The organism is Mesorhizobium sp. WSM4809 (assembly GCF_055811655.1).
This window is the reverse complement of record NZ_JBVVQW010000006.1, coordinates 448,608-464,872: the sequence shown is the minus strand read 5'-3', so window position 1 is coordinate 464,872 and position 16,265 is coordinate 448,608. Positions and strand designations below refer to the sequence as shown.

Sequence of the window (16,265 nt, the reverse complement as noted above, 5' to 3'; positions counted from 1 at the left end):
GCAAGAACAAGGGAACAGCTAATGACCAAAGTCATCCGAAACGGCACCATCGTCACCGCCGACCGCACCTGGAAGGCCGATGTGCTGATGCAGCACGGCAAGATCGTCGCCATCGGCTCGGGCCTGCATGGCGACCATGAGTTCGACGCCACCGGCTGCTACATCATGCCGGGCGGCATCGACCCGCACACCCATCTCGAAATGCCGTTCATGGGCACCTATTCGGCCGATGATTTCGAATCCGGCACGCGCGCGGCGCTCTCCGGCGGCACGACGATGGTGGTCGATTTCTGCCTGCCGGCGCCGCAGCAGTCGCTGCTCGAAGCCTTGCAGATGTGGGACAACAAGACCTCGAAGGCGTCGTGCGACTATTCCTTCCACATGGCGATCACCTGGTGGGGCAAGCAGGTGTTCGACGAGATGGCCACGGTCGTCGACAAGGGCATCACCTCGTTCAAGCATTTCATGGCCTACAAGGGCGCGCTGATGGTCGACGACGACGAGATGTATGCGTCGTTCCAGCGCTGCGCCGATCTCGGCGCGCTGCCGCTGGTGCATGCCGAGAATGGCGATGTGGTTGCCGCGCTGTCGCAGAAGCTGCTGGCTGCCGGCAACAACGGCCCCGAGGGCCACGCCTATTCACGGCCGCCCGAAGTGGAAGGCGAGGCGACCAACCGCGCCATCATGATCGCCGACATGGCCGGCGTGCCGCTCTATGTCGTGCATGTCTCCTGCGAGCAGAGCCACGAAGCGATCCGTCGGGCGCGCCAGAAGGGCATGCGGGTGTTCGGCGAGCCGCTGATCCAGCACCTGACGCTGGACGAGAGCGAGTATTTCGACAAGGACTGGGACCATGCGGCGCGCCGCGTGATGAGCCCGCCCTTCCGGAACAAATTGCACCAGGATTCGCTGTGGGCGGGCCTGCAGGCGGGCTCGCTGCAGGTGGTGGCGACCGATCATTGCGCTTTCACCACCAAGCAGAAGCGTAACGGCGTCGGCGATTTCACCAAGATCCCGAACGGCACCGGCGGGCTTGAAGACCGCATGCCGGTGCTGTGGACGACGGGCGTCAACACCGGCCGGCTGACGATGAACGAGTTCGTCGCGGTGACCTCGACCAACATCGCCAAGATCCTCAACATGTATCCGAAGAAGGGCGCCATCGTAGAGGGCGCCGACGCCGACATCGTCGTCTGGGATCCCAAGCGCAAGAAAAAGATCACCTCGAAGAAGCAGCAGTCCGTCATCGACTACAACGTGTTCGAAGGGTTCGAGGTGACCGGTCTGCCGCGGTTCGTGTTCTCGCGTGGCGAACTGTCGATCCAGGAGGCCGAAATCAAGGCCAAGCCCGGGCATGGAGAATTCGTCGGCCGCGAGCCGAATGCGGCGGTCAACCGGGCGCTGTCGACGTGGAAGGAAATCTCCGCGCCGCGCAAGGTGGAACGCACCGGCATCCCGGCGACCGGGGTTTGAGCTTGCGCGGCTCGAAGAACGCCAAGAAACGGATGATTGCCGACAAACACGGCGCCGCCTTTGGGGATGTGTCGCAGTGCCTAATTGCCGAACTCGGCGTCGCCCCTCATCCGCCTGCCGGCACCTTCTCCCCGTATACTGACGGGGAGAAGGGAGATGAACGCAACCTCGCCGCCCTTTTTTGTAACGTCGGAGATTGGCGAAATCCTCCGCGAAATCGTCCTTCTCCCCGTCACTATACGGGGAGAAGTGCCCGGCAGGGCGATGAGGGGCAGCGCAAACCTCGGGCAATTGACCGGTGGGATCCTAGCCCGTCGATGCCGGCTTCAGGCGACCAGTGCATCCAGTTCCGGGAGCAGGACGACGCTTTCCTGTTCGTTGGGATCGGTGCGCGCAATGACGGCCGAAGACGGAGCGCTGCTCAGATTGGCCGGCAGATGCGGCACGCCGGCGGGAATATAGAAAAGGTCACCGGCCTTGACGACGATATGATGCTCGAGCCGGTCGCCGTACCAGGTGTGGACTTCGCCGGAGAGCACATAGATCGCCGTCTCGTGGCTCTCATGCATATGTGCCTTGGCGCGGGCGCCGGGCGGCATGGTGAGCATGTGCATGCAGATGCCGGAGGCGCCGACGGTCTCGGCGGCGATGCCGGCGAAATAGGTCAATCCCTGCTTGCCTTCATAAGTGCTTTCAGGGCGGATAAGATGACAAGTGGGTTTGGGCGACATCGGGGAAACTCCGGGCGTCGATCGAGTGGGACAAGGTCAGTGGGACAGGGCCAAATGGGACAGGGCCAAATGGGACAGGGTAAGTGGAAAACAACATCGCGATAAAAGCAATCGGATTCCAGCCGCCGCAGGGACGGAAACAGGCAGGCGGCAGCCGATGACGGGGACTTCGCCAGCCGTCGTCGCGGCAAGCAAACTCGGACTGACCTTCCAGACCAATGACGGGCCGGTGCAGGCGTTGTCAAACGTCGATCTCACCATCGGCAAGGGGGAGTTCGTCTCCTTCATCGGCCCTTCGGGCTGCGGCAAGACCACGCTGCTGCGCGTCATCGCCGATCTGGAGAAGCCAACCTCGGGGACGATTTCCGTCAATGGCATGACAGCAGAGCAGGCGCGCGAGAAACGCGCCTATGGCTATGTTTTCCAGGCCGCCGCGCTGTTTCCGTGGCGGACGATCGAGCGCAATGTCGGGCTGCCGCTGGAGATCATGGGCCTGTCCAAGGCGGAGCAAGGCGAGCGTATCAAGCGCACGCTCGAGCTCGTCAACCTCTCTGGCTTCGAGAAGAAATATCCCTGGCAGCTCTCGGGCGGCATGCAGCAGCGCGCCTCGATTGCCCGTGCGCTGGCCTTCGATGCCGACCTGCTGCTGATGGACGAGCCGTTCGGCGCGCTGGACGAGATCGTGCGCGACCATCTCAACGAGCAATTGCTGGAATTGTGGGGACGCACCAACAAGACCATCTGCTTCGTCACCCACTCCATTCCGGAGGCCGTCTATCTGTCGACGCGCATCGTCGTCATGTCACCGCGGCCGGGCCGCGTCAGCGACATCATCGAATCGACACTGCCGAGAGAGCGGCCGCTCGACATCCGCGAGACGCCGGAGTTTCTGGCAATCGCGGCGCGCGTGCGCGACGGGCTGCGGGCAGGGCACAGCTATGATGATTGAGGGAGCAAACGACGGGCTCCCTCCTCTCCCCAACGGGGAGAGGGTGGCCGGAGCGAAGCGGAGGTCGGGTGAGGAGGCGGCCCACCGTGCCTTCGTCATCCCAGGGCACCGCGAGGCGGCGTGCGCAGGGGGAGCGGCCCACCACGCCTTCGTCATCCTAGGGCGAAGCAAGCGCGAAGCAGCTTGCGCAGACCCTAGGATCCATGCCGTGACGCCGGCCGAAAGGCCAAAGCGGCTGAGAATGCGCAGGGAGGCGCAGGGAGCCTTTTTCCGCACCGTTGTGGAGCACAGAGGTAACGGCATGGATCCTAGGGTCTGCGCCGCGTCGCTTCGCTCCTTGCTCCGCCCTAGGATGACGAAAGATGGGTGTCGTCGCCCTCTCTTGTTGGCGGGAAAAGGGGCCCGCTAGATGGACACCTTCCGCGACAAACTCATCCCCGTCACCTCGATCCTCGCTGGGGTGGTCGTGCTCTGGTATGTCTTCGCTGTCATCCTCAACGCGCCGTTCCAGCGCGATCTCGACCGTCGCGCCGGTGAGACCTCCACGTTCAGCGAACTCGTCGGCAAGACGCTGTCGCAGCCGAAGCCGACATTGCCGGCGCCGCATCAGGTGGCGGTGAATTTCTTCGAGAACACCTTCCTGCGGCCTATCACCTCGAACCGCAGCCTGGTCTACAATGCCTGGGTGACGCTGTCGTCGACGCTGCTCGGCTTTGCCTTCGGCACCGCGCTCGGCATCATCATCGCTGTCGGCATTGTCCATGTGGCGACGCTCGACCGCAGCCTGATGCCGTGGATCATCGCCTCGCAGACCATTCCCATCCTGGCGGTGGCGCCGATGATCATCGTCGTGCTGGGGGCGATCGGCATCAGCGGTCTGATCCCGAAGGCGATGATCTCGACCTATCTGTCATTCTTCCCGGTGACCGTCGGCATGGTGAAGGGGCTGCGCTCACCCGAGATCATGCATCTCGACCTGATGCACACCTACAATGCCAGTCGTGCGCAAACCTTCTGGAGATTGCGCGTGCCGGCCTCGGTGCCGTTCCTGTTCACCTCGATGAAGGTGGCGGTGGCGGCAAGCCTGGTCGGCGCCATCGTCGGCGAACTGCCGACCGGTGCGGTCGCCGGCATCGGCGCCAAGCTGCTCGCCGGCGCCTATTACAGCCAGTCCATCGACATCTGGTCGGCGTTGGTTGCTGGGTCTGTGGTGGCAGCACTTCTCGTCATGGTTGTCGGCATTGCCGGGCGCCTCGTCGACCGCGCCATGGGCGGGAGGCCGGCATGAACTGGCTGAAACCCTCCTGGCAGGCGGTGTTGGCGATCGTGCTGTGCCTGATCGCGGTCGCGCTCGGCCCGATCGCCGCGCCGAAAGTCGACGCGCTGGCGCAGCCCGCAGGGACGTTGATGTATCCCTATGCGGCGACGAACTGGCTGATCTTCGGCGTGCTGCTTCTCGCTGCTTTGATCTCGATGGCCAGAATACCGTCCGTCGTCGAAGCCGTTGTGCTTTTCATCGGCGCGCATCTGGCCGCCTGGCTGCTGATTGGCGGCATCACCGGCTTCGAGGGCCTGGCACGGGCGCCCTATTTCCTGCTGCTCACGGGTGCCTGGCTGCTTGGCTGGCGCTGCGTCGCCGTCCTGTCGGGCCTTCGCCCGATGGCAAGCTGGGCTCGCACCGCGCTGCGCCTGATCATCCCGGCCATCTTCGGCGCCTGGATACTGATCATCTGGGAAGCGGTGACGCGTGGCGCCGGCATTCCCTTCATCCTGTTGCCGCCGCCAAGCGCAATCGGCGCGCGCATCGCCGGTTCGCTGCCGGTGCTCGGCGCGGATGTCCGGCAGACCATCTTCAAGGCGGTGATCTTCGGCTATGTGGTGGGCAGCGGCGCCGGCTTCATCACCGCGATCCTCGCCGACCGTGTGCCGTTCCTGCGGCGCGGCCTCTTGCCTATCGGCAACATGGTCTCGGCGCTGCCGATCATCGGCGTCGCCCCGATCATGGTGATGTGGTTCGGCTTCGACTGGCAGTCCAAGGCGGCTGTTGTCATCATCATGACTTTCTTCCCGATGCTGGTGAACACGGTCGCCGGTCTGGCCGCCTCCGGCCATATGGAGCGCGACCTGATGCGCACCTATGCGTCGGGCTACTGGCCGACGCTGCTGAAGCTTAGGCTGCCGGCCGCTGCTCCCTTCATCTTCAACGCGCTGAAGATCAACTCGACGCTGGCGCTGATCGGCGCCATCGTCGCCGAGTTCTTCGGCACGCCCGTCGTCGGCATGGGCTTCCGCATCTCGACCGAGGTCGGGCGGATGAACATCGACATGGTCTGGGCCGAAATCGCAGTTGCAGCACTTGCGGGTTCGGTCTTTTATGGCGTGGTCGCTCTTGTCGAAAGAGCCGTCACGTTTTGGCATCCCTCTGTCCGTGGTGGATAGGGGCGGTGGGTTTAGGGCACTAACTTCAGAGGGTAAAAAAATGAAAAGACTGATTATTCCCGTTCTGGCCGGCGCGATGTCGCTCGCCGCGTTCCAGGCAATGGCCGCCGACAAGGTGACGTTGCAGCTGAAATGGGTCACGCAGGCTCAGTTTGCCGGCTACTATGTCGCCAAGGCCAAGGGTTTCTATGAGGCCGAAGGTCTCGACGTCGACATCAAGCCGGGCGGTCCCGATATCGCGCCCGAGCAGGTGATCGCCGGCGGCGGCGCCGATGTCATCGTCGACTGGATGGGCGGTGCGCTGGCCGCCCGCGAAAAGGGTGTGCCGCTGGTCAACATCGCCCAGCCGTTCAAGAAGGCAGGCATGGAGCTGGTCTGCCCGAAGGACGGCCCGATCAAGACCGAAGCCGACTTCAAGGGTCACACGCTCGGTGTCTGGTTCTTCGGCAACGAATATCCGTTCTACGCCTGGATGAACAAGCTCGGCCTCAAGACCGACGGCGGCCCGGACGGCGTCACCGTCTTGAAGCAGAGCTTCGACGTGCAACCGCTGATCCAGAAGCAGGCGGATTGTATCTCGGTCATGACCTACAACGAGTACTGGCAGTTGATCGACGCCGGCTACAAGCCCGAACAGCTGACCGTGTTCAACTACTCGGCCATGGGCAACGACCTGCTTGAGGACGGGCTCTATGCGTCGGAAGACAAGCTCAAGGACCCGGCCTTCGAAGACAAGATGGTGCGGTTCGTGCGCGCCTCGATGAAGGGCTGGAAATACGCCATCGACAACAATGACGAAGCCGCTGGCATCGTCATGGACGGCGGTGGCCAGGACGAGAACCACCAGAAGCGCATGATGAGCGAAGTCGCCAAGCTGATCGACAATGCCGACGGCAAGCTCGACCCGGCTACCTACGAGCGCACCGCCAAGGCGTTGCTCGACCAGAAGATCATCACCAAGGAGCCGACTGGCGCCTACACCACCGCCATCACCGACAAGGCGGTCAAGTAAGCCTACTGCGCATGATCTTGAGACGCGGCGCCACCGGCAGAAATGTCAGAGGCGCCGTTCCTTTATGGTGTTCATGACGAGGCTGGTCTCGATCGAGGCGACGCATTTCAGCCGCGCGATCTTTTCCTTGATGAAGCGCTCGTATTGTTCGAGGCTTCCCGTCACTACTTTCAGCACATAGTCGCGCGAACCGGTGACGAGGTGGCATTCCAGCACCTCGTCCCAGCCGCGGATCGCGTCCTCGAACATGACGATCTCGTCCTCGTTCTGGCGGCTGAGCCGGATGGTGGCGATGGCGACCATGTTCCAGCCGAAGGCTGAGGGATCGACCAGCGTGGTGTAGCCCCTGATGACACCGGTTTCCTCCAGCCGCCGCACCCGCCTCAGGCAGGGCGACGGCGACAGGCCGATCCGCTCGGCAAGCTCATTGTTGGTGATGCGGGCGTCGGCCTGCAGTTCACGCAGGATTTTCAGGTCGAAATCGTCGGCTATCTTCTGCTGCACTTTCGGTCTCTCCGGGCAATTTGTTGCGGGAATGCAGCCATGCGAGCCCAAAAATATCAAGGACCGGCGGAACGGGATCGCATAAATTGCCGTTCACTATTTCACTCGAACAGGCAGGAAAGATCATGACCGCGCCACGCCCGTCGAAAACCCATATCGGCAACCACAAGCTCCACCCGGAGACGCTGATGCTGAGCTATGGCTTCGATCCGCAGCTTTCGGAGGGTGCGGTCAAGCCGCCGGTGTTCCTGACCTCGACCTTCGTGTTCAAGTCGGCGGAAGAAGGACGCGACTTCTTCGACTACACCTCCGGCCGCAAGGAGCCGCCGAGCGGCACGGCGTCGGGCCTGGTCTATTCGCGCTTCAACCATCCCAACAGCGAGATCGTCGAGGACCGGCTGGCGATCTATGAGGGGGCGGATGCCTGCATCCTGTTTTCATCCGGCATGTCGGCGATCGCCACCACGCTACTCGCCTATATCAGGCCGGGCGACGTCATCCTTCATTCGCAGCCGCTTTACGGCGGCACGGAGACGCTTCTGACGCGCACGCTCTCCGGCTTCGGTATCGGCGCGGTCGGTTTCGCGGATGGCGTCGATGAGACAGCGGTGCGCACGGCCGCCGACGCGGCCGTCGCGAAAGGCCGCGTGTCAGTCATCCTGATCGAGACGCCGTCAAATCCGACCAACAGCCTGGTCGACGTCGCGCTGATGCGCAAGATCGCCGACGAGATTGGCGCGAGCCAAGGGTCGACGCCGATCGTTATCTGCGACAACACGCTGCTCGGCCCGGTGTTCCAGCGGCCGATCGAACACGGCGCCGATGTCTCTGTTTATTCGCTGACCAAATATGTCGGCGGCCATTCCGACCTGATCGCGGGCGCCGCCATGGGCAGCAAGGCGGTCACCAAGCCGATCAAGGCGCTGCGCGGCGCGATCGGCACGCAGCTCGACCCGCATTCCTGCTGGATGCTTGGCCGCTCACTGGAGACGCTGTCGATCCGCATGGAGCGGGCCAACGACAATGCGCGCCTGGTCGCCGAATTCCTGCGCGACCATGCCAAGGTCGAGAAGGTGCATTACCTTCCGTTCCTGGGCGAGGAAACGCCGGCTGGCCGCACCTACAGGGCGCAATGCACTGGTGCCGGCTCGACCTTCTCCTTCGATATCAAGGGCGGCGAGAAGGCGGCTTTCGCCTTTCTCAACAACCTGCAGATCTTCAAGCTGGCGGTGAGCCTGGGCGGAACGGAATCCTTGGCCAGCCACCCCGCGGCCATGACCCATTCGGGCATACCGTTCGAGGTGCGCGAACGCATCGGCGTGCTGGAGACCACGGTCAGGCTGTCGATCGGCGTGGAGCACCCGGATGATCTGATCGCCGACCTGACCCAGGCGCTGGCAGCCGTCTGACGCCGCCGGTATCGCGCGGTCCATTAGTCTGCACGTAAGTGTTACTCGCGCGCAGCCATTCGCTCTTATAAGCGTTGTGCCGATGCATTCGCGCGCCGGGGAGCCGTGGCTGGATGTCATCAGCAAACGGAGATTCTCATGCGTATCCAATCCTTGGCGCCCATGCTTTCGGCACTGGCCATCTCGGCCTCCTTCCTTACGGCGGCGCCGGCCCTGGCCGAGACGGTGAAGCTGAAAGCGACGCTCGACGGCGCCCAGCAGAACCCGCCGGTGACCACAAAAGGCAAGGGCACCGCAGCTCTTACCTTCGACACGGCCACGAAGAAACTCAGCTGGAACGTCAAATATTCCGGCCTCAGCGGGCCGGCGACCGCCGGGCATATTCACGGCCCAGCCGCGATGGGTGAAAACGCCGGGGTAGCGATCCCGTTCAAGGGCAAGCTCAAGAGCCCGATCAAAGGGTCGGCCGTGCTGACCGACGCGCAGGCCGCCGACCTGATGGGCGGCAAGGACTATGTCAACGTGCACACGGCAGCCAACAAGGACGGCGAAATCCGCGGACAGATCGAGACCGCCAAGTAGCGCAAGCCGCATGACAAAAAGGGGCGGGCGACCGCCTCTTTTTTTGTTTGGACTACGCCTTGTCGCGTATCTGCGTCATCGTCTTGGTCGGCGTGATCGCTTCGGGGTCGAGGCGGATTTCCACGATCGCCGGCTTGCCGCTGGCGCGGGCACGTTCGAAGGCGGGAGCGAAATCGGCGGTCTTGTCGACCGTTTCGCCATGGCCGCCATAGGCGCGGGCGAGGGCCGCGAAATCGGGGTTCTTAAGATCGGTGGCGACGACGCGGCCGGGATATTCGCGCTCCTGATGCATGCGGATGGTGCCGTAGATGCCATTGTTGACGACGACCACAATGATAGGCAGGTCATACTGCACGGCGGTGGCGAATTCCTGCCCGTTCATCAGGAAGCAGCCGTCGCCGGCGAAGGCGACCACGGTGCGCTCCGGGAACAGCTCCTTGGCGGCGACGGCCGCAGGCGTGCCATAGCCCATCGAGCCTGACGTCGGCGCACCTTGAGTGGCGAAGCGGCGGAAGCGGTGGAAACGATGCACCCAGGTGGCGTAATTGCCGGCGCCGTTGGTAAGGATGGCGTCGTCGGGCAACATCTTTTCCAGGTAGTTCATGATCGGCCCCATCTGGACCGAGCCGGGGCCGCCTTCCGGTGGCGTCGACCAGTCCAGATAGGCGGCATGCAGCTTTGGCGTCTCGGCTGCCCAAGTCGGCTCCGAGGCCGGCTTGCGCCTGGCGAAAGCGTCGATGAAGGCGGACGGCGAGGCGTTGATCGCCAGTGTCGGCCGGTAGACGCGGCCGAGTTCGCCGGCGTCGGCATGGATATGCACCAGCGTCTGGTTGGGGTAGGGGCTTTTCAGCAGCGTGTAGTCCGAGGAGGGCATTTCGCCCATGCGGCCGCCGATCAGCAGCACGAGATCGGCCTGCTTGATCGCTGTCGCCAGCTTCGGATTGATGCCGATGCCGACATCGCCGGCATAGTTCGGATGCAGATGATCGAACAGCATCTGGCGGCGGAAGGAGCAGCCGACCGGCAGGGACCAGGCCTCGGCGATCGTGCGCATTTGTGCAACCGCCTCGGCATCCCAGCGCGTGCCGCCGAGGATGACGAACGGCCGCTTGGCCTTAGCCAGCAGCTTTTCCAGCGCATCGAGCTCCGCTTCGCCGGCCCGAGTTTCCACCGGCGTGTGCGGCAAGGCGATGGGCGCCTCGACGATGCTGGTCAGCATGTCTTCCGGCAGTGAAATGACCACCGGGCCGGGGCGGCCCGACGTCGCCACCGCGAAGGCGCGGGTGACGAATTCGGGGATGCGCGAGGCGTCGTCGATCTCGACCACCCATTTGGCGATGTCGCCAAAGAACCTCTTATAGTCCACCTCCTGGAACGCCTCGCGCTCCTTGGCGTGGCTGGCGACCTGGCCGATGAACAGGATGACGGGTATCGAATCCTGCATGGCGATGTGGATGCCGGCCGAGGCGTTGGTGGCGCCGGGGCCGCGGGTGACGAAGCAGATGCCGGGCTTGCCGGTCAGGCGGCCGTGGCAGTCGGCCATCATCGCGGCACCGCCTTCCTGGCGGCAGACGATGGTGCGGATCGCTGAATCGTGCAGCGCGTCGAGCACCGCCAGATAGGATTCACCCGGCACGCAATAGATGCGGTCGGTGCCATTGGCTTCGAGCGCGTCGACGATGAGTTGTCCGCCGGTCTTCATTGTCCAGACTTCTCCAGTTCGGCAAGGATTTCTTGCGTGTGCTCGCCCAGGCGCGGCGAGGGGCGCTCATAGACCAGCGGCGTGCCGGACATCACCATCGGCGCACGCACCGAAGGCAGAAGATTGCCATGGCCGTCGTCGAGATCGAGCCGCATGCCGCGCGCGATGGTCTGCGGGTCGGCGAACATCTGGCCGATCGTGTTGATCGGGCTCGCCGGCACGCCGGCCGCTTCCAGCTTGGCCAGCAGCGGATCGCGGTCAAAAATCTTCAGCGCCTCGATCATGCGCTCGCGCAACTTGACCCGGTTGGCGACCCGGGCGGGATTGGTGGCGAAGTCGGGATTGGCAGGCAGGTCGTCCAGTCCGACAGCGGCGCAGAATTTGGCGAACTGGCCGTCATTGCCGACCGCCAGGATGATGTGCCCATCCCGGACCGGCACAACCTCATACGGGGCGATGTTCATGTGTGCGTTGCCCATCTGCACCGGCGATTGGCCGGAGACGAGATAGTTCAAATTCTGGTTGCCGAGGGCCGAGATCTGGGTGTCGAAAAGCGCCATGTCGACGTGCTGGCCTTCGCCGGTCTGCTCGGCATGGCGCAGTGCTGCCTGGATGGCGATGACCGAATAAAGGCCGGTGAAGATGTCGGAGATGGCGACGCCGGCCTTTTGCGGCTCGCGGCCGACCTCGCCGGTGATCGACATCATGCCGGCCATGGCCTGGATGATGAAGTCGTAGCCGGCGCGCGGCGCATAGGGTCCGTCCTGGCCGAAGCCGGTGATCGAGCAATAGACGAGGCGCGGGTTGATCTGGCGCAGGCTGTCATAGTCGAGGCCGTATTTCTTCAGGCCGCCGAGCTTGAAGTTCTCGATCAGCACGTCCGAGGTGGCGACCAGCCGGCGCACGGTCTCGGCGCCTTCCGGTGTCGAGAAATCGATGGCGATGGAGCGCTTGCCGCGATTGCAGGAATGATAATAGGCGGCCGACAGGTTCTCGCCGTCCTTGCCCATGACGAAGGGTGGCCCCCATTTGCGGGTGTCGTCGCCGCCATCGGGGCTTTCGACCTTGATGACATCGGCGCCGAGATCGGCAAGCAACTGCCCGGCCCATGGCCCGGCAAGGATGCGGGCGAGTTCGACGACGCGGACGCCTTTCAGCGGGGGCTCAGCCATGAATCACCGTGATTGCCGCAATCACCGTGATTGCTGCGAAACCAGAGCCTCTATCAAGCCCTGCAACGGCTGTCACGGCTCTTGCAATGGGCCAATCCGTCACGCTTTGAGGACTTCGTCGGCCCAAATGGCGAAATCATCCATGATGATGTCGCGATTCACCTCGTTCAGGCTTTCGTGGCGGGTGTCGGCGTAAACCTTTGAAACCAGATTCGAAAAGCCCATGGCGCGCATGCGGCTGGCAAGATGCGTGATCCCTTTGCCATAATCCGAGGCGGGATCCTTTTCGCCACCGACGATGCTGACGGGCAGGTCGCGTCGGATACCGGCAAAGCCGGCATCCTTGCCGCCGTTCAGCGCCATGCCGACGACGTCGCGCCACATCGATACCGAGGCATCCCAGCCGCAGAGCGGATCGGCAATGTATTTCGCCACTTCCGCCTCATCTCGCGACAGCCAGTCGAACAATGTGCGGTGATTGGGCACCGCTTTGCCCCAGGCCTGGAAGGTGAGCTTCGGCAACAGACGCGATGGCACGTCGGAGCCGAGCCGCATTCTCTCCCAGGCAAGGACGCCCAGCGCCACCTGCCCGAGCAGGCCTTGGGAGAAATTGCCGTTCCAGATCGCGGCGGCATGGACGCGTGGCGAATGACTTAAAAGGAAATTCAACGCCACGGATGCGCCCATCGAATGACCAAACAGGATGACCGGTCTGTTTGGCTGTTCGCTGGCGATGAGGTCATGGATGGCGCCGACGTCGGCGATCACCTTGGCCGGGCCGTCCCTGTCGGCGAACCTGCCGAGCGGCGTGTTGGGCGCCTTGGTCGCGCCATGGCCGCGATGATCGTGGACATAGACGTGGAAGCCGCGGGAGCCAAGATAATCGGCAAAGCGGGCATAGCGCGCTGCGTGCTCGGCCAGCCCGTGATTGATCTGGACGACGGCGCGTGCCCGGCCATCGGCCTGCCTGACGAAAAGATTGAGATCGGCACCGGTCGGCGAGGCAACCACGCGCTGCTGGCTGAATGACATGCCGCCTGGTCCCGCCCTTGCATTATCGTCGTTGGCTTTGTTTGCGCCGGCCCACATTATGCGTCAATCCGGCAAACCCGCTTTTCGCGACGATGTTTCTTGCGTTTGGCCAGCAAAATATCGCAATTCTGACATGGAGACAGCTTCAGTCTGTCGCCCACTTGTCCAGCCGGGGATTTTCCATGCGTAGTGCTGTCATTTTCGGATTGGCCATGCTGGCGGCGTCGCTGGCCGGGGCGGCGCGTGCCGACGTCAACATGAGCGGCAGCTTTGTCGCCGACGCTGCCTGTCCGGCAACGCAAGCCATCAAGAACGGCAAGAACCCCGGCAATGTCTCGACCGATGCCGGGAAGAGCTACCAGCTGCTTGCTGGCAACAAGGATGCGCCGACGCACTACCTTATCCTGGTTCCGGGCGCCGATCCGGAGCGCCGCTGGGTGAAGGTCAGTTGCGGCCACGTTTCCGGCAGCAGCGCGGCGACCGTGCCGGCCGCACCTGACGACCAAGGCAAGCCGGCGGCGTCGGGAAAACCCGAATACGTCTTCGCGCTGAGCTGGCAGCCGGCGTTTTGCGAGACAAAGTCGAACAAGACGGAATGCAAGGCGCAGAACGCCGGTGATTTCGACGCGACGCATTTCACCTTGCATGGATTGTGGCCGCAGCCGAACGGCAATTTCTATTGCCAGGCGACGGCGAGCGACAAGGCCAACGACAATCCGGCCCACTGGAAAGACCTGCCGCCGGTCAATCTGGACGCCAACACCCGCACGGAGCTCGATCAGGTGATGCCTGGAACGGCCTCCCACCTCGAGCGGCATGAATGGATCAAGCACGGCACCTGCTACGGCAAGAGCCAGCAGGACTATTTCTCCGACGCGCTCAATTTAATGCGTGCGGTGAACAGCTCGCCGGTGCGCGATCTCTTTGCCAAGAACATCGGTGGAAAGCTGACGGCGGACCAGATCCGCGGCGCTTTCGACAGCGCCTTCGGCGCGGGGGCAGGTGACCGGGTGCGCGTGTCCTGCGTCATCGATCCGTCGAGCGGCAGGCGGCTGATCGGCGAACTGACGCTCGGTCTCGCCGGTCCGATCGGCCCGAACAGCGCGCTCAAGGATCTGCTGCTGGCTTCGGTGCCGACCAACAAGGCCGGTTGCCCGACAGGCAATGTCGACGCGATCGGCTTCCAGTAACTCTCAACAGAGGTACCGGACTGTCGCCCTGCCGTGCCCTGGTGCTATGCTGCGAGCGCATCATTCTGGCGGGGGCGGCAATGGATGACATGACGAGCAGCGCGCTGGCGCGGCTGGCTTTCTGGGCCAAGGGCATGGTCTCGATAAACGATGCCCGCATGGAATGGCCGGGCTTTTCGTATACCGACGCCGAATGGGCACGCATGCGAACGCTCTCCGAACCGATCGGCGTCGGCACGTACCAGCTGTTCACGATCGTCAATGCGGTGATCTTCATCATTATCGCGGCGATCGGCATTTTCGGCGCCTTCCTGCCGCTGGCGACGTTGCTGTTTCCGGTGCCGGCGGACACCAGCGCGTTGAAATTCTCCTCGCTGCTGGCCGCTTGCGCTTTCTTGATCATCGGGCTCGGCCTGCCGATCTCGATGCGTCTTTCGGCCATGCTGGTCGGCGGCAAGACGATGCGAGCAGCATTTGTTTCCGCGCCCGGCGACGAGGCGTTGGCGTCGAAAGTCTCGTGGCAGATCAACCGCATCATGCTGATCCTATGCGGCCTGCTGGTGCCGGGCATCCTGCTGTTCATTGCCTACGATATCGAGGCCGGGCCGATTATCACGGCGCTGAAATGGCTGGCGATCGCGCTGATGGCGGTTTCAACCGTGACGGGCTTTCGACGGCAGAGGAAGTCGTAACGAACTAAATCTGTGCGGATTTGGTCCACGCAGCGGCCGTGTCGGCTTCGTGGCCGCCCGGCTCGCCGACGACGCGATCGCGGCCGGTCGACTTCGCCTTGTAGAGACGCTGGTCGGCAAGCGCGAACAGGTCGGCTAGGCAGCGCGTGGTTTCGCTGACGCTGGAAACGCCGGCGCTGACGGTGAGCTCGAAGCGGCTGGTGGCGGCCGAGCCCTTGACCGCGTGGCGAATGCTTTCGCCGAACAGCCTGGCGACCGAGTGCGGACGAGAACTGAGGATGGCGAATTCCTCGCCGCCGATGCGGAACACCTGGTCCTCAGCGCTTGCCGCCTCGCCAAGCAGGGCAGCGACCGACTTCAACACCTTGTCGCCTTCGGCATGGCCGAAACGGTCGTTGATCGACTTGAAATGGTCGACATCGATGATCAGCAGGCTGAGCGGCCTGGCGGTGCGCAGGCTGGTCTGGACGGCGGCTTCACCGTCGGCGTCGAAGCGCCCGCGGTGCAGCAGGCCGGTCAGGCCGTCGCGGCCGACATGTTCCACCAGCGCTTCGTAGCGTTCGCGATAGGTCAGCGTATCGAAGATATCGGTCAGTCCGCGCGGCGCCGTGACCTGGCGCTCCTCGAACCATTTGAGATAGGCGACAAGCATGGTGCTGAAGGTCACCGCCGCCGCCATCTTGGCGAACCAGCCGCCGAAAAAGACGGCCATCGGCGCGCCGGCAACGAAATGCAGGGCGGTGAAAAAACCGGCCTGGTCGAAGGTCAGCACGCAAGCGACGGAAATCAGGATGCGCGCGAACGGCGCCTTGCGAAGATACCGACCAAGCTTTTCGTACAGCAGGATGATCAGGATGGCATCGACGAACAGCAGCGTCGTGCCCCATACCATCAGCCAGCCCATCTGGTCGATGAAGCCGATGTCTGGAAGCCTCCCGTCGGGAAGTGCCGCGATGGTGTGCAGGCGCAGCAGCAGCACCAGCCCGATCATCAGCGCATTGCCGAGCAGCAGGCCGTAGATCGGCTGACGCACGGTTGCAGCGTCCTCCTTCATATAGAGCAGCAAAAGCATGACCAGCTTGCCGGAAAACAGCACCGCCGAGCCAGGCGAGACCATGCCGAACGGCAGAGCGACGTAAAAGACGCTGGCGAGATAGGTCTCGAGGAAGTGCATGACACCGAGCGCGCAGACGAATACGCCGAGGCCGATACGCCGTCTGAAGCGGAAAAGCGTCACCATGACGCTGAAGTAGACGACCGCTTCGGCAAGGAGCAGGAAACTGTTCAGCAATGCCGTCGACCCGATCTCTTTCTCGAAATCGCGGATAGTGAGCGATTCCACTCCGACCCTGTTTTGACGCCGAAGAGTTAACCGGAG

General features: G+C 63.3%; 15 protein-coding genes. 9 read left to right on the top strand and 6 right to left on the bottom strand.

Translation table 11 applies throughout. From position 1 onward, the window contains the following. Positions 1-21 precede the first annotated feature (21 nt). On the top strand, positions 22-1,473 hold the full coding sequence (gene hydA / locus AC0L24_RS18810) for a dihydropyrimidinase (protein ID WP_127321629.1): 1,452 nt from the start codon (positions 22-24) through the stop codon (positions 1,471-1,473). Positions 1,474-1,799: 326 nt separating this feature from the next. Here the strand turns inward: hydA and AC0L24_RS18805 are convergent, their stop codons facing one another. Next, positions 1,800-2,204, bottom strand: a complete 405-nt coding sequence (locus tag AC0L24_RS18805) for a cupin domain-containing protein (protein ID WP_127270638.1) — start codon at positions 2,202-2,204, stop codon at positions 1,800-1,802. Between the two features lie 157 nt (positions 2,205-2,361). Here AC0L24_RS18805 and AC0L24_RS18800 point away from each other — a divergent pair, with 157 nt between their 5' ends. The 4 genes from AC0L24_RS18800 (at position 2,362) to AC0L24_RS18785 (ending at position 6,604) form a co-directional block, all read left to right on the top strand. Beyond that, entirely contained in the window at positions 2,362-3,153 is a 792-nt protein-coding gene (locus AC0L24_RS18800) for an ABC transporter ATP-binding protein (RefSeq protein ID WP_127272369.1), read from the top strand. A gap of 409 nt (positions 3,154-3,562) precedes the next feature. Beyond that, positions 3,563-4,441 carry an ABC transporter permease gene (locus AC0L24_RS18795; protein WP_127809966.1) on the top strand — a complete coding sequence of 293 codons (879 nt, stop codon included), beginning with the start codon at positions 3,563-3,565 and terminating at the stop codon, positions 4,439-4,441. Further along, a complete protein-coding gene (locus tag AC0L24_RS18790) occupies positions 4,438-5,592 on the top strand; it encodes an ABC transporter permease (RefSeq protein ID WP_127809967.1) in 1,155 nt (384 codons plus the stop codon). The genes AC0L24_RS18795 and AC0L24_RS18790 overlap by 4 nt, the downstream gene beginning before the upstream one ends. A 40-nt stretch (positions 5,593-5,632) precedes the next feature. After that, positions 5,633-6,604, top strand: coding sequence for an ABC transporter substrate-binding protein (locus AC0L24_RS18785; protein WP_013894623.1), 972 nt, complete (start codon positions 5,633-5,635; stop codon positions 6,602-6,604). Between the two features lie 45 nt (positions 6,605-6,649). On the opposite strand, the gene AC0L24_RS18780 is transcribed toward AC0L24_RS18785, so the two are convergent. After that, on the bottom strand, positions 6,650-7,108 hold the full coding sequence (locus AC0L24_RS18780; protein ID WP_127809968.1) for an Lrp/AsnC family transcriptional regulator: 459 nt from the start codon (positions 7,106-7,108) through the stop codon (positions 6,650-6,652). Between the two features lie 125 nt (positions 7,109-7,233). Between AC0L24_RS18780 and AC0L24_RS18775 the strand changes: the two genes are divergently transcribed. Further along, positions 7,234-8,517, top strand: a complete 1,284-nt coding sequence (locus tag AC0L24_RS18775) for a cystathionine gamma-synthase family protein (protein WP_127809969.1) — start codon at positions 7,234-7,236, stop codon at positions 8,515-8,517. A 138-nt stretch (positions 8,518-8,655) separates the two neighbouring features. Next, positions 8,656-9,099, top strand: coding sequence for a CHRD domain-containing protein (locus AC0L24_RS18770; protein WP_473564046.1), 444 nt, complete (start codon positions 8,656-8,658; stop codon positions 9,097-9,099). A gap of 52 nt (positions 9,100-9,151) precedes the next feature. Here the strand turns inward: AC0L24_RS18770 and AC0L24_RS18765 are convergent, their stop codons facing one another. The 3 genes from AC0L24_RS18765 to AC0L24_RS18755 form a co-directional block, all read right to left on the bottom strand. Continuing rightward, a complete protein-coding gene (locus tag AC0L24_RS18765) occupies positions 9,152-10,801 on the bottom strand; it encodes a thiamine pyrophosphate-binding protein (RefSeq protein WP_473564045.1) in 1,650 nt (549 codons plus the stop codon). After that, entirely contained in the window at positions 10,798-11,973 is a 1,176-nt protein-coding gene (locus AC0L24_RS18760; protein WP_127272545.1) for a CaiB/BaiF CoA transferase family protein, read from the bottom strand. Before AC0L24_RS18760 ends, AC0L24_RS18765 begins: the two co-directional genes overlap by 4 nt. 99 nt (positions 11,974-12,072) lie before the next feature. Next, positions 12,073-13,005, bottom strand: a complete 933-nt coding sequence (locus AC0L24_RS18755; protein WP_127809971.1) for an alpha/beta fold hydrolase — start codon at positions 13,003-13,005, stop codon at positions 12,073-12,075. Positions 13,006-13,187: 182 nt separating this feature from the next. On the opposite strand from AC0L24_RS18755, the gene AC0L24_RS18750 reads away from it, so the two are divergent. Next, a complete protein-coding gene (locus AC0L24_RS18750) occupies positions 13,188-14,195 on the top strand; it encodes a ribonuclease T2 family protein (RefSeq protein WP_127809972.1) in 1,008 nt (335 codons plus the stop codon). A gap of 80 nt (positions 14,196-14,275) precedes the next feature. After that, entirely contained in the window at positions 14,276-14,887 is a 612-nt protein-coding gene (locus AC0L24_RS18745) for a hypothetical protein (protein ID WP_127809973.1), read from the top strand. A gap of 4 nt (positions 14,888-14,891) precedes the next feature. Here the strand turns inward: AC0L24_RS18745 and AC0L24_RS18740 are convergent, their stop codons facing one another. Beyond that, positions 14,892-16,178, bottom strand: coding sequence for a GGDEF domain-containing protein (locus AC0L24_RS18740; RefSeq protein ID WP_473564054.1), 1,287 nt, complete (start codon positions 16,176-16,178; stop codon positions 14,892-14,894). Between the last annotated feature and the right edge of the window lie 87 nt (positions 16,179-16,265).

Coding starts and splice junctions, on each gene's coding strand:
- hydA (WP_127321629.1), top strand. CDS start 22: ATGACCAAAGTCATCCGAAACGGCACCATCGTCACCGCCGACCGCACC.
- AC0L24_RS18805 (WP_127270638.1), bottom strand. CDS start 2,204: ATGTCGCCCAAACCCACTTGTCATCTTATCCGCCCTGAAAGCACTTAT.
- AC0L24_RS18800 (WP_127272369.1), top strand. CDS start 2,362: ATGACGGGGACTTCGCCAGCCGTCGTCGCGGCAAGCAAACTCGGACTG.
- AC0L24_RS18795 (WP_127809966.1), top strand. CDS start 3,563: ATGGACACCTTCCGCGACAAACTCATCCCCGTCACCTCGATCCTCGCT.
- AC0L24_RS18790 (WP_127809967.1), top strand. CDS start 4,438: ATGAACTGGCTGAAACCCTCCTGGCAGGCGGTGTTGGCGATCGTGCTG.
- AC0L24_RS18785 (WP_013894623.1), top strand. CDS start 5,633: ATGAAAAGACTGATTATTCCCGTTCTGGCCGGCGCGATGTCGCTCGCC.
- AC0L24_RS18775 (WP_127809969.1), top strand. CDS start 7,234: ATGACCGCGCCACGCCCGTCGAAAACCCATATCGGCAACCACAAGCTC.
- AC0L24_RS18770 (WP_473564046.1), top strand. CDS start 8,656: ATGCGTATCCAATCCTTGGCGCCCATGCTTTCGGCACTGGCCATCTCG.
- AC0L24_RS18765 (WP_473564045.1), bottom strand. CDS start 10,801: ATGAAGACCGGCGGACAACTCATCGTCGACGCGCTCGAAGCCAATGGC.
- AC0L24_RS18760 (WP_127272545.1), bottom strand. CDS start 11,973: ATGGCTGAGCCCCCGCTGAAAGGCGTCCGCGTCGTCGAACTCGCCCGC.
- AC0L24_RS18755 (WP_127809971.1), bottom strand. CDS start 13,005: ATGTCATTCAGCCAGCAGCGCGTGGTTGCCTCGCCGACCGGTGCCGAT.
- AC0L24_RS18750 (WP_127809972.1), top strand. CDS start 13,188: ATGCGTAGTGCTGTCATTTTCGGATTGGCCATGCTGGCGGCGTCGCTG.
- AC0L24_RS18745 (WP_127809973.1), top strand. CDS start 14,276: ATGGATGACATGACGAGCAGCGCGCTGGCGCGGCTGGCTTTCTGGGCC.